22 protein-coding genes are annotated in these 21,704 nt (G+C 41.3%); 17 read left to right on the top strand and 5 right to left on the bottom strand.

The genetic code is table 11. The features are described from left to right. The first annotated feature begins 74 nt into the window (after positions 1 to 74). Together AAEU31_RS07585 and AAEU31_RS07580 are read left to right on the top strand one after the other, a co-directional pair. The gene (locus AAEU31_RS07585) at positions 75 to 1,259 is read left to right on the top strand and encodes a BaiN/RdsA family NAD(P)/FAD-dependent oxidoreductase (protein ID WP_295508785.1); all 1,185 of its coding nucleotides are present in this window, start codon (positions 75 to 77) and stop codon (positions 1,257 to 1,259) included. A gap of 287 nt (positions 1,260 to 1,546) precedes the next feature. Beyond that, positions 1,547 to 3,172, top strand: coding sequence for a methyl-accepting chemotaxis protein (locus AAEU31_RS07580; protein WP_421966895.1), 1,626 nt, complete (start codon positions 1,547 to 1,549; stop codon positions 3,170 to 3,172). Between the two features lie 195 nt (positions 3,173 to 3,367). On the opposite strand, the gene AAEU31_RS07575 is transcribed toward AAEU31_RS07580, so the two are convergent. The 5 genes from AAEU31_RS07575 to coaBC form a co-directional block, all read right to left on the bottom strand. After that, complete coding sequence (locus AAEU31_RS07575; protein WP_421966894.1) at positions 3,368 to 5,068, bottom strand: sensor domain-containing diguanylate cyclase; 1,701 nt, start codon at positions 5,066 to 5,068, stop codon at positions 3,368 to 3,370. Positions 5,069 to 5,196: 128 nt separating this feature from the next. Beyond that, positions 5,197 to 7,410, bottom strand: coding sequence for a catalase/peroxidase HPI (gene katG, locus AAEU31_RS07570; RefSeq protein ID WP_421966893.1), 2,214 nt, complete (start codon positions 7,408 to 7,410; stop codon positions 5,197 to 5,199). Between the two features lie 189 nt (positions 7,411 to 7,599). Then, positions 7,600 to 10,362 (bottom strand): S9 family peptidase, encoded by a 2,763-nt coding sequence (locus tag AAEU31_RS07565; RefSeq protein ID WP_421966892.1) that lies wholly within the window; start codon positions 10,360 to 10,362, stop codon positions 7,600 to 7,602. Between the two features lie 177 nt (positions 10,363 to 10,539). Next, positions 10,540 to 11,127 (bottom strand): nucleoid occlusion factor SlmA, encoded by a 588-nt coding sequence (gene slmA / locus AAEU31_RS07560; protein WP_063699831.1) that lies wholly within the window; start codon positions 11,125 to 11,127, stop codon positions 10,540 to 10,542. 112 nt (positions 11,128 to 11,239) lie between these two features. Next, positions 11,240 to 12,433: a bifunctional phosphopantothenoylcysteine decarboxylase/phosphopantothenate--cysteine ligase CoaBC gene (gene coaBC, locus AAEU31_RS07555; protein WP_421966891.1), complete on the bottom strand. Its 1,194-nt coding sequence runs from the start codon at positions 12,431 to 12,433 to the stop codon at positions 11,240 to 11,242. A 152-nt stretch (positions 12,434 to 12,585) separates the two neighbouring features. Here coaBC and radC point away from each other — a divergent pair, with 152 nt between their 5' ends. From radC to AAEU31_RS07480, 15 genes are all read left to right on the top strand, one after another. Continuing rightward, positions 12,586 to 13,260: a RadC family protein gene (gene radC / locus AAEU31_RS07550; protein ID WP_135926190.1), complete on the top strand. Its 675-nt coding sequence runs from the start codon at positions 12,586 to 12,588 to the stop codon at positions 13,258 to 13,260. Between the two features lie 273 nt (positions 13,261 to 13,533). Beyond that, complete coding sequence (gene rpmB, locus AAEU31_RS07545; protein WP_036973115.1) at positions 13,534 to 13,770, top strand: 50S ribosomal protein L28; 237 nt, start codon at positions 13,534 to 13,536, stop codon at positions 13,768 to 13,770. Positions 13,771 to 13,781: 11 nt separating this feature from the next. Further along, on the top strand, positions 13,782 to 13,937 hold the full coding sequence (gene rpmG, locus AAEU31_RS07540; protein ID WP_022946036.1) for a 50S ribosomal protein L33: 156 nt from the start codon (positions 13,782 to 13,784) through the stop codon (positions 13,935 to 13,937). Between the two features lie 228 nt (positions 13,938 to 14,165). Further along, complete coding sequence (rpsF, locus tag AAEU31_RS07535; protein ID WP_135926189.1) at positions 14,166 to 14,507, top strand: 30S ribosomal protein S6; 342 nt, start codon at positions 14,166 to 14,168, stop codon at positions 14,505 to 14,507. Positions 14,508 to 14,574: 67 nt separating this feature from the next. Continuing rightward, positions 14,575 to 14,877, top strand: coding sequence for a primosomal replication protein N (gene priB / locus AAEU31_RS07530; RefSeq protein WP_135926322.1), 303 nt, complete (start codon positions 14,575 to 14,577; stop codon positions 14,875 to 14,877). Positions 14,878 to 14,889: 12 nt separating this feature from the next. Further along, positions 14,890 to 15,117, top strand: coding sequence for a 30S ribosomal protein S18 (gene rpsR / locus AAEU31_RS07525; protein ID WP_002962753.1), 228 nt, complete (start codon positions 14,890 to 14,892; stop codon positions 15,115 to 15,117). A 35-nt stretch (positions 15,118 to 15,152) separates the two neighbouring features. Beyond that, complete coding sequence (gene rplI, locus AAEU31_RS07520; protein WP_135926188.1) at positions 15,153 to 15,605, top strand: 50S ribosomal protein L9; 453 nt, start codon at positions 15,153 to 15,155, stop codon at positions 15,603 to 15,605. A 340-nt stretch (positions 15,606 to 15,945) separates the two neighbouring features. After that, positions 15,946 to 16,377, top strand: coding sequence for a type IV pilin protein (locus AAEU31_RS07515; RefSeq protein ID WP_206769175.1), 432 nt, complete (start codon positions 15,946 to 15,948; stop codon positions 16,375 to 16,377). Between the two features lie 5 nt (positions 16,378 to 16,382). Beyond that, complete coding sequence (locus AAEU31_RS07510; RefSeq protein ID WP_135926187.1) at positions 16,383 to 16,835, top strand: GspH/FimT family pseudopilin; 453 nt, start codon at positions 16,383 to 16,385, stop codon at positions 16,833 to 16,835. Beyond that, positions 16,832 to 17,230: a type IV pilus modification PilV family protein gene (locus AAEU31_RS07505; RefSeq protein WP_135926186.1), complete on the top strand. Its 399-nt coding sequence runs from the start codon at positions 16,832 to 16,834 to the stop codon at positions 17,228 to 17,230. The genes AAEU31_RS07510 and AAEU31_RS07505 overlap by 4 nt, the downstream gene beginning before the upstream one ends. Beyond that, the gene (locus AAEU31_RS07500; protein ID WP_421966890.1) at positions 17,230 to 17,754 is read left to right on the top strand and encodes a prepilin-type N-terminal cleavage/methylation domain-containing protein; all 525 of its coding nucleotides are present in this window, start codon (positions 17,230 to 17,232) and stop codon (positions 17,752 to 17,754) included. Before AAEU31_RS07505 ends, AAEU31_RS07500 begins: the two co-directional genes overlap by 1 nt. Continuing rightward, a complete protein-coding gene (locus AAEU31_RS07495) occupies positions 17,747 to 19,483 on the top strand; it encodes a DUF7305 domain-containing protein (protein WP_421966889.1) in 1,737 nt (578 codons plus the stop codon). The genes AAEU31_RS07500 and AAEU31_RS07495 overlap by 8 nt, the downstream gene beginning before the upstream one ends. A 142-nt stretch (positions 19,484 to 19,625) precedes the next feature. After that, a complete protein-coding gene (locus tag AAEU31_RS07490) occupies positions 19,626 to 20,177 on the top strand; it encodes an RNA polymerase sigma factor (RefSeq protein ID WP_281547065.1) in 552 nt (183 codons plus the stop codon). Then, a complete protein-coding gene (locus tag AAEU31_RS07485) occupies positions 20,164 to 20,649 on the top strand; it encodes a hypothetical protein (protein WP_421966888.1) in 486 nt (161 codons plus the stop codon). The genes AAEU31_RS07490 and AAEU31_RS07485 overlap by 14 nt, the downstream gene beginning before the upstream one ends. Before the next feature lie 11 nt (positions 20,650 to 20,660). Beyond that, entirely contained in the window at positions 20,661 to 21,602 is a 942-nt protein-coding gene (locus AAEU31_RS07480; protein ID WP_138557044.1) for a DUF4097 family beta strand repeat-containing protein, read from the top strand. Positions 21,603 to 21,704 lie beyond the last annotated feature (102 nt).

Raw genomic sequence — 21,704 nt, 5'->3', positions numbered from 1 at the left:
AAACACCTCACAGTTAACACCTCATGTAAAATAACTTGTTATAATCAGCTAAATTTTTTTAGTGAGTATGAGTAATGACCCAAGTAGATGTAATTGTGATAGGCGCTGGCGCTGCAGGTTTGATGTGTGCTGCACAAGCAGGCTACCGTGGTCGCAATGTTACTGTGCTTGATATGGGCAAAAAGCCGGGCCGTAAAATATTAATTAGCGGCGGCGGACGTTGTAACTTCACTAATGAAAATGCAAGCCCAGACAACTACTTGTGTGGTAATCCTCACTTTGTAAAATCGTGTTTAAGCCGATACACCCAGCATGACTTTATTGAGCTGGTGGACCGTCACGGCTTGGCTTATCACCATAAAACACTGGGTCAGTTATTTTGTGATAACAGCGCGCAAGATATCGTCGATATTCTTTTAACTGAGTGCGAGTGGGCGGGGGTTAACATTGCTCTGCGTAACGAAGTACTCAGCGTGACTAAAACCGATGCGGGTTATGAAGTTATTACCGAACAAGACAGCTATCAATGTGAGTCGTTAGTTGTCGCATCGGGTGGATTAACCATGCCTAAGCTTGGTGCATCGCCAATTGGTTATAAAATTGCTGAGCAATTTGGTTTAACTGTGCTGCCAACCATGGCGGCATTAGTGCCATTTACTTTGCATCAGCATGATAAAGATCGTTTTGATGGTCTATCGGGGATCAGTATTCCTTGTGTAGTTACCAGTGAAGATGGCACCCAATTCAAAGAAAACATTTTGTTTACTCATCGCGGCCTTTCGGGCCCAGCGATTTTGCAAATCAGCTCATTCTGGCGTGCAGGGCAAACGGTGTATATTAACTTGTTACCAGAGCTTGATTTAAAACAGCAGTTCGAAGATTGGCGTCAAAGCCAAGGTCAAAAGTCACTAAAAAATACCCTTGCGACAATTTTACCAAAACGCTTTGTTGAAATGCTGCACGACAGCAAAGCGATTCCTGATTGCAATGTAAACCAGCTAAGCCATGCGCAAATCGACGCGTTACATGACTACATTCACAATTGGCAAATTAAACCCAACGGCACAGAGGGTTATAGAACAGCCGAAGTAACGCTTGGCGGTGTAGACACCGACGAGTTAAGCTCAAAAACCTTCGAAGCGAAAAAGTCACCGGGCCTTTATTTCATCGGCGAAGTCACCGACGTAACCGGCTGGCTAGGCGGCTACAATTTCCAATACGCTTGGAGCTGCGGCTTTGCAGCAGGGCAGTATTGTTGATTGAAGTTGCTAGTTTTTAGGAGCTAGGAATTAGCTTAGCAAGTGTTTGTAGGTCGTGCTCTAGCGCTTGCGGCATTTGTGAACTTGTAATCTCAATCCGCAAGATACCAGAAGTGTAGCATTTAGGTTCTCTTAGTACGGCTGTATGGAGTCTAGTAATAAATAACTATCCTGTAAGCATTTTATAATTATAAAGTATTTTGGTGGTCTGTCCTTATTAAAGGTAATATAATAGGTTTATATTGCAAATTAGGTGTTCTCACTAAAGCTTACGTAGGTAGTGAATTATGTTAAAGGATTTGGTTGTTGGTAAGAAAATATGGGGGAGCTTTTTGCTCGTTTTTACTATTTTTGTTATTACTAGTTTGATGATAAATCATAGCTTATCTAAATTGAATCATGATGTTAAAACAATAACTAAAAGTACTTTACCTTCTATAAATTTACTCAAATCGATCCAAGTCGTTTTGACTGATATTCGCAAAGATGAGTTCTCACTTATTTCAAATTCCGAAAATCCTAAACTAATTGATTGGTTGAATGAACTTGAACAAAAGCGTCTTAATGTAGAGACAGTAATATTAAAGTATGAAGCTTTGCAATTATCTCCAGAAGAGCTACAAACGTTTGCGCACTTTAAAAAGGCTTGGAAGCAATATAAGCAAGAAACAGAACCATACAACCAATACCTTTCGAGTGGTGACATTAAAAAAGCAAATAGTGTTGTTCTTAGTAGTTTAGAAGCATATACACGAGCAATTGAAAGTTTAAATAAGGCTGTTAATGCCAATAGTGACAGAACGATTACTGTTGATGAAACAATTAATGAACGATTATCAATAACGCGATGGGTTGTTATTGTCAGCGCTATATTAGTCATTACAGTAATCGTTTTATCATCGATGTGGTTAACTCATTCAGTACGTCAACCTGTTCAGCATGCATTAGAGCTTGCTTCGTCAATTGCTAGTGGCCACTTAAACAACATACTCGATGAAGAATCGCTTAGCCAAGACGAGTTAGGGAATTTATTACTTCAAATTAGTAAAATGCAAAATAATCTTAATAGCTTAGTGACAAAGGTAAATAGCGCTATTATACAGCTATCTTCCTCTGTGGAAGAGATGAGTGCTATTTCTACACAAACTGCTTCGGGTATGCAAAATCAGCAAGCTGAACTCAGTTCAGTAGCTTCTGCAATGACAGAAATGCAAGCAGCTGTTGCTGAGGTAGCCCAAAATACAGAGGTTGCAGCCTCATCAGCAAGTGAATCAAGTAATATGGCAAAGCAAGGTAATTTGTCGATAGAAAAAATGATTGCAGTTATTTCTAAAGTATCTAACTCTATTGATGAATCAAAGCAACTCGCCAGTGAACTTGAGATAAGCTCTAAAGATATTAATATGGTGGTAGATGTTATTGGAGGGATTGCTGAGCAAACTAACTTACTTGCGCTGAATGCGGCTATCGAAGCGGCGAGAGCTGGAGAGCAGGGGCGAGGCTTTGCGGTTGTGGCTGATGAGGTTCGCTCACTAGCAAGGAGAACTCAAGCATCGACCCAACAAATTGTAGATATTGTTGAGCAATTACAGAAAAAGTCTAAGTTGATGGGGGAGTCAAGTGACCTTTGTAGTGATGAGATCTCCGAGTGTGTAAAACAGGCTCAACATGCAGGTTCGCAAATTGTAGAAATAGAACATTCTGTTGAACAAATTGCAAATATGAGTATACAAATTGCTACAGCATGTAGTGAGCAAAATGCGGTTACAGAAGATTTAAATCGTAGTATTGAGCAAATAAACGCTGAATCTACTGAAATGTCTGAAGGTGCATCACAAACAGCTATCGCATGCGGTGAAATCAGCCAATTAGCATATAGTTTAAAAGAGCAACTCGAAAAGTTTAAACTATAAAAAAGCTGTTGGTATTGTAGTATTTTTAACTTTATATATCCCGATAAAATTCTTCTACGCCCCCCTGCAAAGTAGTTTGTTGGGGGGAATTAAAATCAGCGAGTTTATAAACACCGAGTAACTATGCACTCATTAATAGGCAAAAGTAAAAAATACTACGTGCTATTAACTATTATTGGATTCTATGGGTGTTAATTAAGCCGCTACTTCAACACAATTACGGCCATTACTCTTCGCTTTGTACAGTGCTTTGTCGGCAATGGTGAGTGTTTCTTTTATAGTAGTTGCGGCGTGGGCTACGCTGTGAACACCAATGCTCACTGTAAATTTAACTGTTTGCGTATCATCAACATTAATAATGGTTTCTTGTGCTCGTTTGCGAATTCGTTCGGCAACCTGCTTGGCATCTTCAAGGTTACAATTAAGCAGTAATACGAACTCTTCACCGCCGTAGCGACAGGCTATATCCCCTTTGCGCTGCTTTGCTGTAAGTATATTGGCAAACTCAATAATAACTTTGTCACCAATATCGTGCCCATAGGTATCGTTTATATTTTTGAAATGATCGAGATCGGCAATCAGTAAAGATAATGGCTGATTATTTGTGGCTGTTGCTGCAATTAACTCTTCACTTTTTCTATCGAAGTAGCGACGATTAAACAGGCCTGTCATTGGATCTGTGTCGACTAAGCGAGTGAGCTCTTTTTGCTGCGCTTTTACTTTTTCAAGTGTTTTAATTCGGTATGAAAGAATAAACGCCATCATTAAAGCTTCGAGTAAAATGCCTATTCCCACGCCATGACTATTGATCACGTTAGCTTCACTGATCCCTTTGTAATAAAGCACTGCCAACATATTGAAAATGACAAACATAGAGTGACCAAGTAAAAAGTATTTTGCTAGCGGGTTTCCTTTGCGCCATAGCGAAATAGATACCCCAAATGTCACCGTCATCATAAGTGCGGCTAAGCTACTAGCTGGCTTTAATGCGCCAACGATATCGAATAAGCTGTAGATAAAGTCGCCAACAAGTAACAATAATATAATTGAAAGGGCAATATGCTCTTTAGGGTAATGTTTCTTGGTCTCGAAAATGAGCATTACAAAGATCACCAAAAAGCTTGGCATACTGAGTAAGTTTGAGTTTAGTTGGAAAAGCTCTGCACTAAATACACCAAAAAAATTTGCCGCTACACCGTAAGATAACGCCACCCACACGGTGCCTGAAATCAAGTAAAGGGCGTAAACGATGTTCTCGATTTTTCGGGCCGATAAATACAAGAAAAAGTTATATATCATTAGCGCAAGCATCATTCCAACGAGTAGCGCAATGTAATTACCGTTACCGACTAATGCACGTTTAGAGTGCTCTTCGTCATATATATTAAGAGTAAACCACTGGTGTGAGTAAGTTACAGATTTCACATAAAGGATTTTTTGCTGAGCTGGTGCTAAAGCAAACGAAAAAACGGCACTCCCGCCAAACATATTGGCTTTTACCCCAGATTTATCTAAATAAACATCTGTTTGATTAATGAGTTGCCCATTATGGGTTTCGTAAAATCCCACCTCTTCTAGATGGTAAGCATCGGGGTTGTGAACAAATAAACGCAAGCTATCGCTATAGTTATTTTTGATGATTATTTTTGACCAGGTCGTTTTTGCGTTAGTACCTAAAGTGAGCTCATTTTTACTGTTGATAAAATTTTCACTTTGTATCTCAGTGAATGGAGTCTTGCCTTGCTTATCGATGAAATAGCTCATGTTGAATTGCGTAAGATTAACGCTGCGCTCGTTAATAGAGATTACAGAGTTAGCCTGATCCGCATAGCTGTTTTCTGTCACAATTAAGCATAGTAAATAGAAAACAATGAGCTGTGATAAGCGTGCAATCATCCTTAATGCCCACATCTTGATATTAATAATAAAGTGTTATTTTTAACTTAAAACACAGGATTGTCGAGCGAATTTTATCCAAAATAAAAAAGCCGCTATACTTAGCGGCTTTGTTGGTTGCGAAAATATTAACGCAGGTCGAAACGATCTAGCGTCATTACTTTAGTCCACGCTGCTACGAAGTCATCAACAAACTTCTGTTTAGCATCGTCAGATGCGTACACTTCAGCAATTGAACGTAGCTCTGAGTTTGAACCGAAGATTAAATCTACTGGTGTTGCTGTCCACTTAAGTTTGCCTGACTTACGGTCACGGCCTTCGTAAACACCTTCTTCAGAAGACTTAGACCACTTCGTTGACATATCTAGTAGGTTAACGAAGAAATCATTGCTTAATGTGCCTGGTTTTTTCGTGAATACACCGTGTTTAGTTTGGTTAGTATTCGCGTTAAGGGCACGCATACCACCTAGTAGTGCAGTCATTTCTGGTACTGATAAGCTTAGTAAATCAGCGCGCTCAACTAACATTTCAGCAGGTGATTTCCATGCTGAGCTGTAGTAGTTACGGAATGCATCTGCCGTTGGCTCAAGTACTTCGAATGATTTAACGTCAGTCATTTCTAATGACGCGTCCATACGACCTGGCTTGAATGGTACTGTGATAGAGAAACCAGCGTCGCTTGCTGCTTTTTCGATTGCAGCCGCACCACCAAGAACAATCATATCTGCTAGTGAAATTTCTTTACCGCCAGATGCTTTTTTGTTGAACTTAGTTTTGATTTTCTCAAGTTTGCTCAGTACTTTAGCCACTTCTTTCGGGTTGTTTACCGGCCAATCTTTTTGCGGAGCAAAACGAATACGCGCACCGTTTGCACCACCACGCATATCTGTGTCGCGGTAGCTTGCTGCTGATGCCCAAGCAACACGCACGAGTTCAGATACAGATAAACCTGACTTAAGTATACTTGCTTTAAGTGATGCGATGTCTCTGCTATCAACAAGTTTGTGGTCAACCGCAGGAATATAATCTTGCCAACTTAATACTTCTTTAGGCACTAAGTCACCTAAGTAACGAGCACGTGGGCCCATGTCACGGTGGTTTAGTTTGAACCATGCTTTAGCAAATGCCAGTTCGAACTCTTTTGGATCGTTTAAGAAACGCTCTGAGATTTTGCGAAACTCAGGGTCTGCTTTTAACGCGATATCAGTTGTGAACATGATAGGCGCATGACGCTTACCTTTAATGTGTGCATCTGGCACTAGGTTAGACGCTTGACCTTTTTCAGGGGTCCACTGAATCGCGCCTGCTGGACTCTTCGTTTTAACCCACTCAAAGCTAAATAAGTTTTGAAGGTAGTTTATTGACCAACGAGTTGGTGTAACTGTCCATGCGCCTTCAAGACCTGAAGTAACAGTATCTTCTGAGTGACCTTTACCACATTTGTTTTTCCAACCTAAACCTTGCTCTTCGATAGCCGCAGCTGCTGGCTCTTTGCCTAAACAGCTCACTTTTTTTGCACCGTGTGCTTTACCAAAGCTGTGACCACCGGCGATAAGTGCAACGATTTCTTCATCGTTCATTGCCATGCGGCCGAAAGATAAACGAATGTCTTCTGCTGCTAGCAGTGGATCAGGGTTACCGTGAGGGCCTTCTGGGTTTACATAAATTAAGCCCATCTCAACTGCCGCTAATGGGCCTTTAAGTTTGCCTTTTTTGTCACGACGTTCGTCAGTTAACATTTTGCCTTCGGGGCCCCAGTATACGTAGTCTGGCTCCCAATCATCTTCACGACCACCGGCATAGCCAAAGGTTTTAAAGCCCATTGATTCAAGTGCTACGTTACCTGTTAGTGCCATTAAGTCAGCCCAAGAAATACTGCGACCATATTTTTGTTTTACAGGCCAAAGTAAACGGCGAGCTTTGTCGAGATTACCGTTATCAGGCCAGCTGTTTAGTGGGTCGAAACGTTGTTGACCACCGCCAGCGCCACCACGACCGTCAAAAGTACGGTACGTACCTGATGCGTGCCATGCCATACGAATGAAGAATGGACCATAGTGACCGTAGTCAGCAGGCCACCAATCTTGAGAATCAGTCAATACTTTCTCAATATCGGCTTTCACTGCGTTTAAGTCTAACTTTAAGAATTCCTTTTTATAATCGAAGTAAGGACCCATTGGGTTTGACTCTTCACCATGGGCACGAAGTTGGCTTAGATCTAATTGCTCTGGCCACCAGAATTGGTTTGATTTGATTTCAGTAGTTGCTTGTACGCTTGTTACTACGAGTAAAGATACTGCAACAGCGACTTTAGACAACGCTGACGTTGATTTTTTAAACATTGTGTATTCTCCAGTTAGAAGTTGGATGAAATATAGAGTGGTTCTGATTAACTTTCCACTTACAAACTGGGGTTTAAATCGATTGATAAAATCGAAAAAACAGATTGTTTGATTGATTTTATGGAACAAAGCCAGCAAAAATGCTGGCTCTGGGGGAGGTGTGCTTTAAGCTGAAAATCAGCTTGTTGCTTATTCTTCAATAAAAGGGATGCCGTTTTTGATCCAATCAGCAGCTGGTTTGCCTTTTAAGTAATGATCAAAGTACTCCATCATGCGCACTGAGAAATCAACTTGGTTAGGGAATTTCTTCAAGTGATGTGGTTCACCTTCGTATTGTAAGAAGGTGGCATCTTTACCCGCGCGACGAAGCGCTAGATAGTATTGAACACCTTCGTGCCATGGCACAGCGTCATCTTTGTCGCCAAACATAATCAGAATAGGGGTATTCACTTTGTCGGCAAAGAATACGGGTGAGTTTTCGATGTACAGCTCTGGCGCTTCGAATAAGGTTTTACCAATGCGGCTTTGCCCTGTTTCGTATTGGAATTGACGCGCAAGGCCTGATTTTAAGCGAATACCGCTATATGCACTGGTCATGTTAGATACTGGCGCACCCGATACAACCGCCTTAAACATATCTGTTTGGGTGATCATAAAGGCGCTTTGGTAACCTGCCCATGAGTGACCTTGTAAACCAATTTTATCTGGATCAGCAATGCCTAAATCAATTAACTTTTGAGTTGCGTTGATCATCGTTTGTGTTGACGATTTGCCCGGATGACCAATTTCAAAACGGATATCAGGTAAGAAAATCGCATAGCCATTTGAGGTAAACATCGGGAAGTTAGGACGATGATTTAATTCCATTTTCGGGAAGTCATACATGCGTTGGCTCATATAGCGGTAGAAGTACACAACCACCGGAACCTTATCGCCTTTTTTGTAGCCCGCAGGCTTGATTAATACGCCTTGTAAATCTTCACCATCAAACCCTTTGTAACTAATAAGCTCAGGTTTTTCACCCCATGCAAAGTTGCTAATTTGTGGGTTTAGGTTGGTAACACGCTGTGGCTTTTTAAAGCTAAAGTCAGTTTGGTAGTAATCAGGGAATTGCTGATATGTTTGCGCAGTAAATAGGTATTTGTCGGCATTTTTTGCCTTTTTCACCACATCATAGCGCTTTTTACCCGATAGTACTTTGCTTACTTTATTGCTTGTTAAGTCAAGCTTGGCAATTTCAGTTTGCTTATCTTGCAGGTTGGTTGCGCTTAGCAATAATGTTTCGTCTTTGGCAAAGCCCACTTGGTCTTTATCAAGTTTAATAACACGATATTGGGTATTGGTTTCTTTACCTTGGGTTAGGCGCGTTGCCTTTTGTGTTGCGACATCAAAAGCCCAAATATCAAATTTGCTGTAAACCAGTACTTGGCTGCTGTCGTTTAACCAGCCTGCAAAACCATAACCCGGTTGAGGCGATGGATAGTCATGCTTATCATCGGCAAAAATAGCGTTAATTGCTTTAGATAACGTTGAAACCTTGTTGTTACCTAAATCTTTTATCTGAACTTGGCTGTCTTGGAAAAATGCTGCAAATTGGCCATTTGGCGCAAGGCTTGGTCTAAACGGATAGTCGCTGATGATAGCGGTTTGTTTACCAGTTTTAACATCCACGCTGAAGTAATCTGCGTAAAAACCGTCATACATAACACGTTCTAGGTAAGGTAGGTCTGAGTAACCTAATAGGGCTTCGCGATGAGTATTAAGCGAAACCTCTGGCATGTTTGGTGTGCTAAGCTGCACAACTTGCTGACCATTTACATGATAAACCGCTTGGTAGTGGCGCAGCTTATTGGCTTTGTTCCATTGCTGCTCTTCGCGTGGTTTTATTTCAGCGTCTTTGTTGTGCCAAACGTTTAGGCCTTTTTGGTCGCGAATGGTATCGAAATCATATAAAGAGGCTTCATCTTTGTATTCTTTTAAGGCAACTTTTGCAGCGAGTTTAGGGTGGTTTTCAAAGTATAAACGAGCGCCATCTTCAGACCATGTTAATGATGCTGTTTTGCCGATAGTCCAGCTGCTATCTGTAGAGTTAATGGTTGAAAGTGCGCCGTTTTGTAAAAGCTGTAAGCTGTGGTCGCGTCGGCGTGTATCATCATTAACGTAATTACCAACTAACAGCGCTGCGGTATTACTGTTTGGTTGCCATGCAATTTTATTTGCAACCACACCTGGCTCATCAATCAGCACGCTAGTTGCAAAGCCATTATTAAGGTCAACTAACACTACTTGGTTGTCGGCCCCATCACTGTAGCTTTGGCTTGCTAATAATTGCTCGCCAGTACTGCTCATCGCATAGCTAAATACATTATTTACAGTGTGAGTGGTTTTGTCTTGTAGGTTAATAAGCACTAAATCAAAGCTTTTGTCTTTTTTGTCAGGCTTGATTTCGCTGCTGTTTTCGTCTTTTTCTTGGTCGTCTTTTTTATCTGCTTTTTCTGCTTTCTTATCGAGTCGGTAAGCAAGCCATACACCATCATCCGATAACGCGTAGTCTTTTACATCGTTAAACGTTTGTTGCTCACCATTTTTAGTATTCACTAAAACTAGGTTATTTTTTAGCTCATCTTTTTTCTTGGTGATTTCTTTTTCAAGCAGGGTAGGTACCTGAGTAAAAGCCACCCAGTTTGCTGCTTTATTAATAGTAGGGCGAGTACCGCGCTCAACGCTGGCAAGCAGGGTGTTATTGTTTAATGTATAAACCTGACCTTGTGCATTACCGCGATACGGGTCAGCACTAAAGCTAAGAATTTGGCCATCTTCAGAAAGTTGGGTGCCTTTTGCGTATTTAAAATCAAACACGTCTTTAAATTGCAGAGCTTCTTTCGCACTAACTTGTGCACTACCAAGGCTTGTCACCAAGGCTAAGCTCAAAAGTGATAATTGCGCTTTCATTCATCTTTCTCGTTGTTTTTAAAATGATGCACCCAGTGTAGCGTTTTAAATTAACAATTCGAGTAGATACGATAAGTGGCGTGTTTGGGGAGTTGGACGGGATAGTTTCAAGGGAAAAGTTACTAGGGGAAAGTTAGAAAGCAACTCGTTAACTTTACTCTTTCCCCTAACAACTCACTACAACCAAATCTTTTGTAACTCTGGCCATTGTTTTTCAAATTGTGCACTTGGTTTTGCTTTAAAGTCGCTGCGCACGAATTGATTCATCTTACCTTCTACGTAGGCGAGTAAGAAGTTGGCTAGGGTGGTTTCGTCTGATTGAAATGCTTTGCCTTCGCGCAGTTTGCGCTCGCGTAGCACTTGCTTGAACTGAGTTTCTAGCTTTTCAAATAGGCCTTGTACACGCTCACGCAAACGCTCTTGTTCACCTTGCAAGGCATCACCGGTCAAAATGCGGGTAATACCCGGGTTTTTCTCAGCAAAGGCTAATAATAGCAGTAAAATATTGTACACACGTGTTTGGCTTTCTTTCTCATTTTCTAAAATGAGGTTAATGCGTGATAACAGGGTATCTTCAATAAACTCGATTAGGCCCTCAAACATCCGTGCTTTACTCGGAAAATGACGATACAACGCAGCTTCAGACACACCTACCTCAGCTGCTAGTTTTGCAGTTGTGATACGTTGACCTGGGCTGGTTTCTAACATTTGTGCGAGTGCTTGCAGAATCTGCTCTTTGCGATTACTTCTTTTTGTCGCAGGCATGACCATTCCTTTCTTATAATTTATTACTTGCGCTCTTAGGAGTCAGACAAGCCATTTTTTGTGCAAATGAGAGGCTTATGTTAATGTTTTATTCAGTTTCTTTCCAGCATTTTTACAAACGCTTGGCAAGCTCAGTCATCACGCTCATGGCCAAATCTTTTTTACTTCCCATCGCTAAATCTAGCTGCTCATTGTGCCAGAAAAGTGTTAAAGCATTATGATCAGAATTAAAGCCAAGGCCTTCTTTTGATACGTCATTTGCGCAGATCATATCGAGATTTTTGTTCTTTAATTTACCTTGTGCATAGCTTGCAACATCTTGGGTTTCGGCGGCAAAGCCCACGGTATAAGGACGGTTTTTGCTAAGCGCTGCAACGTTTGCGATAACATCTGGGTTTTTAACTAAGGTGAGGGTTAGTTCATCACCTTGTTTTTTCATTTTTTGCTCATGAATTGCTGCTGCACGGTAATCGGCTACTGCTGCACAGCCTATAAAGGCATCTGATTGTACGGCTAGTTGCATTGAGGCGGTGAGTAATTGCTCTGCACTTTCTATAGTAGTAAGCAGGGCATTAGCAGGTGCTTTAATTGTTACAGGGCCAGAAATTAAGTTGACCTTTGCACCTAAAGCAAGTGCAGCCTCGGCAAGGGCATAACCCATTTTGCCAGAGCTGTGATTAGAGATATAACGAACTGGGTCGAGGGCTTCTCGGGTTGGTCCTGCTGTAATAGTAATGGTTTTGCCGGAAAGTAATGGCTCAACTTCAGGTTGTGTACAAAGCGCGACTAACTCATGAGGCTCTAACATACGGCCTGCGCCTACATCACCACAAGCCTGCTCGCCTTTACCAGGGCCCCAAATAGCCACGCCGCGTTCGCGAAGTGTGGCAATATTTGCTTGTGTAGCAGGATGGGCATACATTTGCTGGTTCATGGCAGGTGCTACAGCCACTTTTGCAGGGGTGGCTAATAGAAGTGTTGTTAGTAAATCATCGGCAATACCCATTGCCATTTTTGCTAAAATATTACTGGTTGCAGGGGCAACTAAAATAAGGTCGGCCCATTTAGCAAACTCAATATGGCCCATTGCTGCTTCTGCTGCGGGGTCGAGTAATGAATCAGAAACAATTTCACCGCTTACTGCTTGCATTGTTAAAGGGGTAATAAAGTGTTTTGCCGAGTCGGTCATGACGACTTTAACTTCGCAGCCTTGATCTTTTAAACGGCGGACAAGCTCTGCACATTTATAGGCTGCAATACCACCACTCATACCTAGCAGGATTTTTTTATTTACTGATTTAGTCATTACGTGAAATTTAACTTTTGTCGATATGGGCTAACGATAGCAAATCTTTACCGATAGCATGAAGTTTTCTTTTTCATGACAGGAAAAAACTGGATTTTCTAGGTTTTATAGTACAGTTTAGTCATTGATATAGTTGTTTTAAGGATGAAGCAATGCCATTAACCGATTTACCTCTATCAGCAAGGCCTCGCGAGAAGCTACTTGCTAAAGGTGCTAAAGCACTTTCAGATGCAGAGCTATTAGCAATATTTTTACGCACAGGCGTGCCGGGCATGAATGCTATTGAGCTTGCAGAGCATTTACTCAGTATAAATAGTACATTGCAAAACTTGTTTAACGCGAGCGAACAAGAATTCTGCGCACAAAAGGGCTTAGGGGCCGCTAAGTATGTTCAGTTGCAAGCGGTACTTGAATTAAGCCGGCGCTATATGCTTGAGCAATGTAAACGCGAGGCACTATTTAATTCGCCACAAGCTGTGTACGACTATTTAACTATTCAGTTGCGTGGCTTGCAGCAAGAAGTATTTATGGTGCTGTATTTAGATAATCAAAATCAATTAATTAAAGACGAAGTGCTTTTTTACGGCACTATTAATGCAGCTTCTGTGTACCCACGCGAAGTCGTCAAAGCGGCATTACGTAATAATGCCGCGGCGCTGATTCTTGCCCATAACCACCCAAGTGGAGTGGCTGAGCCAAGTCAGGCTGATAAATTGATCACCACGAAATTGCAGCAAGCGTTAGCCTTAGTTGATATAAATGTGCTGGATCACATCATAGTGGGAGGTGAAAATTGTGTGTCGTTTGCCGAAAGAGGGCTTATATAAAGCTTGTTAGGCTAGAGAGTGTGTTAAAAATGAGCAGTTTAGGGCGATTTTAGAAATTAGTTTAATTTAAATGCAGTTTTTACTTTCCCTAAGGGCATTCGATCTTTATAATTAGCCGCTATCAAATTTACACATGAGCTGATTGGATAAGATCTGTTACTTGATCTTTGCCTGTATAAGCTGTATAAAGAGCGCCCTTCGATTTATCCCGGGGCACAAATACTGGCCTAAGGGAAAATTAAGCTCGAGCGAAGTTATTGGAGATATATAGACATGTCTAAAGTATGTCAAGTTACAGGTAAGCGTCCAGCGGTTGGTAACCACCGTTCACACGCGAGAAACGCGACTAAACGTCGTTTCCTACCTAACCTACAAACTCACCGTTTTTGGGTTGAAAGTGAAAAACGTTTTGTAACACTACGCACTACTACTAAAGGTATGCGTATTATCGATAAAAAAGGCATCGACGCGGTTCTTACAGAAATCCGTGCTCGTGGCGAAAAAGTTTAAGGAACTGAATCATGCGCGATAAGATCCGTTTAGTTTCAACTGCTGGTACTGGTTTTTTCTACACTACCGACAAGAACAAGCGTAACATGCCTGAAAAAATGGAAATCAAAAAATACGATCCTAAAGCTCGTAAACACGTGATTTTCAAAGAAGCTAAAATCAAGTAATTTTAGTTTTCAGAATCTCAAAAACCCAGCCTCGGCTGGGTTTTTTGTTTTTAGCGCTTAGAAAATCTTATTAGAGCACAATAATCTAGCTTGGCTTGCTGTTTTATCTTGCTTAATTATCAATCTAAGCGTAAAATGCGCGCTCATTTCGGCTTATTAAATTTAATTCCTTGCCTTAAACCGACTGGCCGAAACGGTAGAAGGCTCTATTAACCGTAAGGAATATCCATGCGTCATTACGAAATCGTATTCATGGTTCACCCTGATCAGAGTGAGCAAGTAGCTGGTATGATCGAACGTTATACTGGTTCTATCACTGAAGCTGGTGGTACTATCCACCGTCTTGAAGACTGGGGCCGTCGTCAATTGGCTTACCCAATCGACAAGCTTCACAAAGCTCATTATGTTCTTATGAACGTTGAAGCACCTACTGAAGTAATCAGCGAGCTAGAAACTACTTTCCGCTACAACGATGCAGTGCTTCGTAACTTAGTTATGCGTACTAAAGACGCTGTAACTGAAGCATCTCCTCTTGCGAAAGAAGAGAAGAAAGAAGCACCAGCTGCTTAATCGTTTTGAGTTCAAGCATGGCGCTTGCAGTTGAGACAAAAAGATGAGCCAACCGCTTAATCCTTATATGAATCAGCTGACACTATCTGGGGTTGTATGTAAAACCCCAAAATATAGTCAAAGCCCTGCTGGTATACCGCATTGTATTTTTGTTCTTGAACATAAATCGATGCAAGTTGAAGCAGACCTTAACCGTAATAGTTATGTCAGGCTTCAAGTTGTTGCCAGCGGCACGCCATTGCAACAACAGACTCAACAATTGCACGTTGGGCACCAAGTGCAGGTGACGGGGTTTTTAAACCGTCACGAAGGTCGAAACGGCTTAAGCCAATTGGTCTTGCATGCTCAACATATAGAAAGAATTTTTTGAGGAATTATACTCATGGCACGTTATTTCAGACGTCGTAAGTTCTGCCGCTTTAAAGCGGAAGGCGTACAACAAATCGATTATAAAGATCTAGCTACTCTTAGAAACTATGTTACAGAAAGTGGCAAAATCGTACCTAGCCGTATCACAGGTACTAGCGCTAAATATCAGCGTCAGCTAGCAACTGCTATCAAGCGTGCTCGCTACTTAGCCCTTCTTCCATACACTGACTTACATAAGTAAGCAGCGGATTAACAGTTTTTAAAAGGTGTAGAGACATGCAAGTTATTCTACTAGACAAGATCGCAAACCTAGGTGGCCTAGGTGACCAGGTTGTAGTTAAATCTGGCTTCGCACGTAACTTCCTTTTCCCAAAAGGTAAGGCAGTTCCTGCAACTAAAGCTAACATCGAAACTTTCGAAGCACGTCGTGCTGATTTAGAAGCTAAGATCGCTGAAGATCTAGCTGCTGCTCAAGCTCGCGCTGACAAGTTAGAAGCATTAGCTGAAGTTACACTAGTTTCTAAAGCTGGTGACGAAGGCAAGTTATTCGGTTCTATCGGTACTCGCGACATCGCTGAAGCTATTTCAGCTGTTGGCGTTGAAGTTGCTAAATCAGAAGTTCGTTTACCTCTAGGTACTATCCGTGAGACTGGCGAATTTGACGTAGCAATCGCAGTACACTCAGACGTAACGGCTACTATCAAAGTAATCGTTATCGCTGAAGCTTAATAGCAATATTAAGTAAAAAAGGCCGCGCTTAGGTGCGGCTTTTTTGTGCCTGAAATTTGAGTAATAGTCACTTTCTGAATTAGCCTTAAACACGCTTAATTGTAGCGTTTTGTACCGCTATCAACTTATAGGTTCACGGTAAATAGCATTAGTTTTCATATTCTAAACACCTAATAGATAACCCTATAATCTTACCTATTTTACAAACAAGCATTCTTTTTTCTTAATTTTATTCTTCTTATTAGTATAATCGGATGAATAAAGATAAATTGGTTAAAATTGACGCTGACAACGCTGTCATTTATATTGTTTTAACAAAAAAGTATTAGAGGTATTAAGATTGTTAAATGCGCTCGTGTTAAGTGGACAAGGTAAGCAACGTGGTTTTACATTAGTTGAATTACTTATTGTTGTAGCAATTATAGGTATTCTCTACAGTGTGGCATTACCCGCTTATACTGAGCATATGCAGCGCAGCCGACGCGCTGATATTCAACAAGAATTACTTCAATATAGTGCAAGTCTTGAGCGTATCTATTCGCGAAATGGTGGATATCCCAATACATTCACAACGCAAGATACTAGCTATTACTCTTTTACTTATACTGCCACTGATAAAGCTGCTGGTGCAGTGAGTGATTTTAAAAACCGTGGCTACAGTTTAAAAGCAACACCTAATACGGGCTCTGCACAAGCGGGCGATCGCTGTGGTGAGCTTGTCGTTAACCATGATGGTAGTTACAGCGCGACAGCCAATGATTGTTGGGAGTAACTAAATTGCGTCGTTTAGTTGGTTTTACCCTAGTTGAATTATTAGTGGTGCTGGGTGTTATTGGGATTTTGGCAAGTCTTGCATTGCCATCTTTTAGCCAGCAGATTTTGCAAGATCGCGTCATTACTACCGCAAATCAACTCAATAACGTTTACAAATATGCACGCAGTGAAGCTGTAAAACGCGATAAGTCGATTCGATTAGTTGTGAGTGATAATCGCTGGGAAGTGACTTTAAATGAAGCCGGTGTTGATACTATTTTAAAAGCATTTTCTGTGACAAAAGCTGGCGTTAGCGTCAATTTGGTCTCATTAACGGTGAGTGCCAGTGGTGAGGTTGATAGACAAGCAAGTATTCGTATTCAAGATGAGCATGTTAACACTACAGACTATGTGATGTGTGTACTTAAAAGTGGGCAAAATTGGTTAGTTGAAAGTTCACAGCGAGGGTGTGCATGAAGAAACAAGCAGGTTTTTCATTACTAGAGGTCATGATTTCTGTTGTTATTGCTGGGATAGCGTTATTGGGTTTAGCTGCAGCGCAGTTGAAGTCTTTACAGTATGCGACCAATAGTTTTCATTATACGGTGTCACTTATTCAAGGCCAAAACACAATTGAGCGTTTATGGCCGCATGTGTGTGAAATTCAAAAAACCGATCCCGCTTTGTTTCAGGATGCCACTTTTAGAGAAAGCCTTAAGCCACAAGTAAACGACTACCAACTGACGATTCCGGCTTCTTACAGTAACGATATGCAAATAAATGTTGGCTGGGTTGATAAACGTATGACTGATAACGCTGAAAACCAAATTAGTTTAAACGCCAGTTTTCCCGATTTATCGGCGGCTTGCTAATGATGAAGCGTGGTAAGGGTTTTAGTTTAGTTGAGCTGATGGTTGCACTTGCAGCAGGGGCATTTTTACTTGCAGGCGTGAGTTTATCTTATTCGGCTATTAAAAGTACGATTTCGGTAAGCAAAGAACTTGAAAACGCCCAAGAAGTGATTCGCTTCACAAGTAAAGTGTTCACCCGAAGTATAAAACAAACGCAATTAACGCCAATCGTTAGTGTAGATAACAGCACGATCACAATTACGCAGCCAAGTGGTGTTATTGCCTGTGATGGCTCTATTACCACGTCTCAAGTGACAGAAATCTATCGTTTAAATGGCAACGACTTATTATGCTCGTTAAATGGAGCGGTTGCAGAACGCTTACTAACTGGTATTGAAGCATTATCGTTTAGTTTATCCGGTGACTTGGTCACGATAAGTGTCAAACCACGGGATTTACCAACTCAATTTGGTCAAGGTATCAACATCGATATTGCCTTAACGAACGCAATTTTACTCAAAGCATATGGGAATAGTCGTGTTTAATAAACAAGCTGGTTTTACGCTTTTTACGGTTCTTATTTTAACCAGCATGGCGAGTATTGTGGTGCTGAGTTCATTACGCGAAACAATTGTACAAGAGCGCTTAAGTGGTAATTTTCAGAAAAAACTAAACAGTCGTTTACTAGCCGAAAAAGGCGTTTTTGAACAAGCTAAGTTATTGCAGCAAACTATTAATCGAGAAGGTATTCTCGCAGTTGATGAGTTGATCAATAAAACAAGTGATGCCTCAGGAGTGGGCGTTATCGCTGCTGATGCCACGTTTAATGCCAGTGTAAGTAAAAATGCTGATGGTGAACTAGAAATTGCCAGTTTAGGTCAGCGTTTTGAGGGAGATGCACAAAGTAATCTAGTTGCACGCTTTGCACTGCAAGGAGCTAAAGGAAGCTCTGTATTTACTAATGCGATGGTGGGCTGTAAAGGAGTTAACTTATCGGGGAGTGGCAGCATTGATAGCTACGACTCTAGCAAAGGCAGCTATGAAGAAACAAAATCGAATGATGGCGATGTATCGACCATCGCTGGTGATTCTGATGTTGTGTTGTCTGGTCATTCACCTATAAGAGGTGATGTTAAGGCTACAGGGGTTATCTACTTAAATGGTTCATCACCGATTATAGGTAATATTCATTCAAATACCGGGGTGTATATTTCACCAGGTAGTGGTTTACGTGTTGACGGTAACGTCTACACGGGTGGGTATTATACCCATCGTGGTGGCACTGTGTCTGGTGTTGTTAGAGCCAATGGCGATGCCAAAATGCAGTGGTCAACGTTTATTACAAATAACCAAGGTGAAGCGCTGGATATTATGTATGGTGGAACAGATGACTTTAAAGATACCTATAATAATCAGCAAAATGGTGTTCATTACAGTGATAGTAAGTTTAATGTAAACCCAAATGTTGCACCTGTTACCGTTGCAGATCCTAGTGCACCAGATTACGATCCGAGCAACCCAGACACCAACTGTGATCCACTTATACTCCCAGAGAAAATGGTCGATATTCTCGATGAAGTTACTGACTATGATGCTGTTTCGATTGGGCCAACACAGCAATTCAAGCTGAACACTCAAAAAGGTTTTTTTAGTCAAAATGGTCGACAAATTATCTTTCCGACGTTTGCGGATATTTTCTTGTTTGATTCAAATCCACAAACAAAAACAAGCGGTAGTAATAGTAAGGAATCTATATTTGCACTAGACCGATTAAAAATGACCAGTGACGGCAAAATGGAGGTCTCTGGTGGTGATGTTATTTTATTGGTTGATGGTGACTTCACAATGGAAGGCGACACGACTCTTACAATAAAGAAAGACAGCAGTTTAACCGTGTTAATCACCGGCAAAGTGAGCATTGGTGCGGGAGCAAAAGTGATCACTGAACAAGAAGGGTTAACCAGCAGTGGTCATCCTTCACTGTCATTTTATTCAACATTTAATGGCATCAATGGAGTGCAATTTAGTGGAGCTGCAAATTTATATGCTGCGATATATGCGCCCCTAACAACGGTAAAATTATCTGGTAGTGGTGAGCTATTTGGTAGTGTTCGTGGCTCAAGTATCACAGCAACAGGGGGCAGTGGTGCCCATTACGATGCAAGTTTGTTGCAGGTTAAAAATGGCACGACACCGTCATCGCCAGCTCGTATTGTGTTTTTAGGTTGGCGCTACAAAACCGCAGAAAAAAGCGACGCATCACCTGCCGAATAACGCAAGCCCCCAAATAAAATTGTGTAAGCTCAATTATTTGTAGCTTACACAAAAAAATTTAATTTCATTTAAACCTTTTGAATCCCCCCTTACGTCTAATACACTAAATTCACAATAATAATCATAAAGGACAACATCCAGGATGTTGATAGATGCAGAACAAGCGTTCGTCCAGCAAAGTGAGCATGCCTTGATCGAGCGGGTTAAAAGCGGTGATCAAGCTGCCTATGCAACACTTTATGAGTTGCATGTGAAGCGAGTATATAGCCTTTGTTTACGATTGCTCGCAGATAAAGAGCACGCAGAAGATGCCACGCAAGAAGTGTTTGTACAGCTTTGGCATAAAATTGCTAACTTCGATGGACGCTCACAGTTTTCGACTTGGTTACATAGTGTTACCAGCAATATTGCGATTAGCTACATTCGCAAACACAAGAGTTGGCTGCAAAAAGTCGTGAGTTTTGAACAAAGTGGTATGGATGAGCAAAGCGCTGCAGATTGCGACGGCTTTAACGGCCTCGATAAGTTAGTGCTGAGATTACCTGAACGAGCACGTATGGTCTTTGTGCTGCACGCCATTGAAGGCTATCGCCATGAAGAGATAGCGAAAATGCTAAACATGGCAGTTGGTTCAAGTAAGTCGCAATTTCACCGTGCAAGGCAGTTATTAAAAGAGTGGTATGAAAATGAGTAAGCAAAAATTTGAACAATTTTTAAATGACTCGCTTAACCAGCAGCAAGATATTAGCCCAGATAAAGATCTCTGGCCGGGTATTGAGCGAGCAATTGCTGAGCCGCAAACGCAGCAAATTGAGAAACCAACTCATGGCTGGAATAAGCTCGCGGCTGTGGCTGCTTGTTGTATTGCAGCACTGTTGACCGTACAGCTTTTTGTCGGTCAAGGTGAATCAAATAGCATGATGGCAATGAGCGACTATTTTACCAAGCAAAAGCAAGGTTTATTGGTGCAGTATCAAAATCAACCTGCATTAACCGATAATTGGCAGCAACAGCTTAAAGAGTTAGAAGAAGCAGAAAGCGCCATCAAGCAAGCACTTGAGAATGAACCTGAAAATCCAGCTTTATTACAAATGCTCTCGCAGGTTTATCAGCAGCAACTGGACTTAATTAACAAGGTGCATGCACCGAAGTGGCAAACGATTTAGGAGTGACAATTATGAAATTACTAGCTTTAACATTAGGATTATTGCCACTGATGGCAATGGCAGGACAAACCATTAATGAACAAATTGATGTGCCTGTAAATAAACGTATTTTTATTGAAAATCAACGGGGTGATGTACGCATTGAAGGCTGGGATAAGCCTCAACTTAAAATCGAAGGTGAGCTTGATGATAAAGCCGAAGGTTATCGTTTAGATGTGGAAGGCAGCCGTGTTGAATTTATCGTCAAAATGCCGCGTAACTTACGTGGTTGGAATAACGGTGATGGTTCACGTTTAACCATTTACATGCCAAAAAGCAGTGAGCTTGAGTTTGCCGGTGTGAATGTAACCGTTAGTGCTAAAGAGCTTGAAGCCGGCGCTGAAATCGATACCGTCAACGGCGATATTACAGTGCAAAAAATTAGCGGCAACATGAGCTTTGAAACAGTCAATGGCGATGTAAATGCCCATGATCTTAACGGTGATATTCGCTTTGAAACAGTCAATGGTGAAATCAACGATAAAAACTCACAGGGTGCCTTACGCTTTACTGCAGTTAATGGTGATATAAAATCAAAAACCAAAGCGCAAGATGTTCGCCTTGAGAACGTAAATGGTGATATTGACTTTGCCTTTGATGCAATTAAAAAGCTACGCATAAACACAGTAAACGGTGAAGCGGAAGTTCACATCAACAAGCTGCTAGCAGATGCCAATATTCGCTTTGAATCAGTCAGTGGTGACGCCGAGTTTTACTTCCCTGCAGATGTATCGGCAAAGTTTGAAATTGAAGCTCATGCAAACGGTAAAATCGTTAATGAGCTGAGTGATGACAGAGCAACGAAGGCTAAATACGGCCCATCTAGCGACTTAGAATTTAGTATTAACGGCGGCGATGCTGATATCGAAATGGATACGATTAGCGGACGCATTGAACTTCGTAAACAGAAATAACGATTACAGTTCACTCAATTACAATATTTCACTCAATTACAATAAAGCGGGAAGTTTTCCCGCTTTACTATTTGCACAGCCTTAGCAAGTCGATAGAATAGA

The organism is Pseudoalteromonas thalassia (genome assembly GCF_049257215.1).
Lineage (GTDB): Bacteria > Pseudomonadota > Gammaproteobacteria > Enterobacterales > Alteromonadaceae > Pseudoalteromonas > Pseudoalteromonas lipolytica_C.
The sequence above is the reverse complement of the archived record's forward strand: the minus strand, read 5'-3'. Positions and strand labels throughout refer to the sequence as shown.

Coding starts and splice junctions, on each gene's coding strand:
- rpmB (WP_036973115.1), top strand. CDS start 13,534: ATGTCTAAAGTATGTCAAGTTACAGGTAAGCGTCCAGCGGTTGGTAAC.
- rpsR (WP_002962753.1), top strand. CDS start 14,890: ATGGCACGTTATTTCAGACGTCGTAAGTTCTGCCGCTTTAAAGCGGAA.
- AAEU31_RS07575 (WP_421966894.1), bottom strand. CDS start 5,068: ATGATTGCACGCTTATCACAGCTCATTGTTTTCTATTTACTATGCTTA.
- AAEU31_RS07490 (WP_281547065.1), top strand. CDS start 19,626: ATGTTGATAGATGCAGAACAAGCGTTCGTCCAGCAAAGTGAGCATGCC.
- AAEU31_RS07585 (WP_295508785.1), top strand. CDS start 75: ATGACCCAAGTAGATGTAATTGTGATAGGCGCTGGCGCTGCAGGTTTG.
- katG (WP_421966893.1), bottom strand. CDS start 7,410: ATGTTTAAAAAATCAACGTCAGCGTTGTCTAAAGTCGCTGTTGCAGTA.
- rplI (WP_135926188.1), top strand. CDS start 15,153: ATGCAAGTTATTCTACTAGACAAGATCGCAAACCTAGGTGGCCTAGGT.
- AAEU31_RS07580 (WP_421966895.1), top strand. CDS start 1,547: ATGTTAAAGGATTTGGTTGTTGGTAAGAAAATATGGGGGAGCTTTTTG.
- AAEU31_RS07500 (WP_421966890.1), top strand. CDS start 17,230: ATGATGAAGCGTGGTAAGGGTTTTAGTTTAGTTGAGCTGATGGTTGCA.
- rpsF (WP_135926189.1), top strand. CDS start 14,166: ATGCGTCATTACGAAATCGTATTCATGGTTCACCCTGATCAGAGTGAG.
- rpmG (WP_022946036.1), top strand. CDS start 13,782: ATGCGCGATAAGATCCGTTTAGTTTCAACTGCTGGTACTGGTTTTTTC.
- priB (WP_135926322.1), top strand. CDS start 14,575: ATGAATCAGCTGACACTATCTGGGGTTGTATGTAAAACCCCAAAATAT.
- AAEU31_RS07505 (WP_135926186.1), top strand. CDS start 16,832: ATGAAGAAACAAGCAGGTTTTTCATTACTAGAGGTCATGATTTCTGTT.
- AAEU31_RS07480 (WP_138557044.1), top strand. CDS start 20,661: ATGAAATTACTAGCTTTAACATTAGGATTATTGCCACTGATGGCAATG.
- slmA (WP_063699831.1), bottom strand. CDS start 11,127: ATGCCTGCGACAAAAAGAAGTAATCGCAAAGAGCAGATTCTGCAAGCA.
- radC (WP_135926190.1), top strand. CDS start 12,586: ATGCCATTAACCGATTTACCTCTATCAGCAAGGCCTCGCGAGAAGCTA.
- AAEU31_RS07485 (WP_421966888.1), top strand. CDS start 20,164: ATGAAAATGAGTAAGCAAAAATTTGAACAATTTTTAAATGACTCGCTT.
- coaBC (WP_421966891.1), bottom strand. CDS start 12,433: ATGACTAAATCAGTAAATAAAAAAATCCTGCTAGGTATGAGTGGTGGT.
- AAEU31_RS07565 (WP_421966892.1), bottom strand. CDS start 10,362: ATGAAAGCGCAATTATCACTTTTGAGCTTAGCCTTGGTGACAAGCCTT.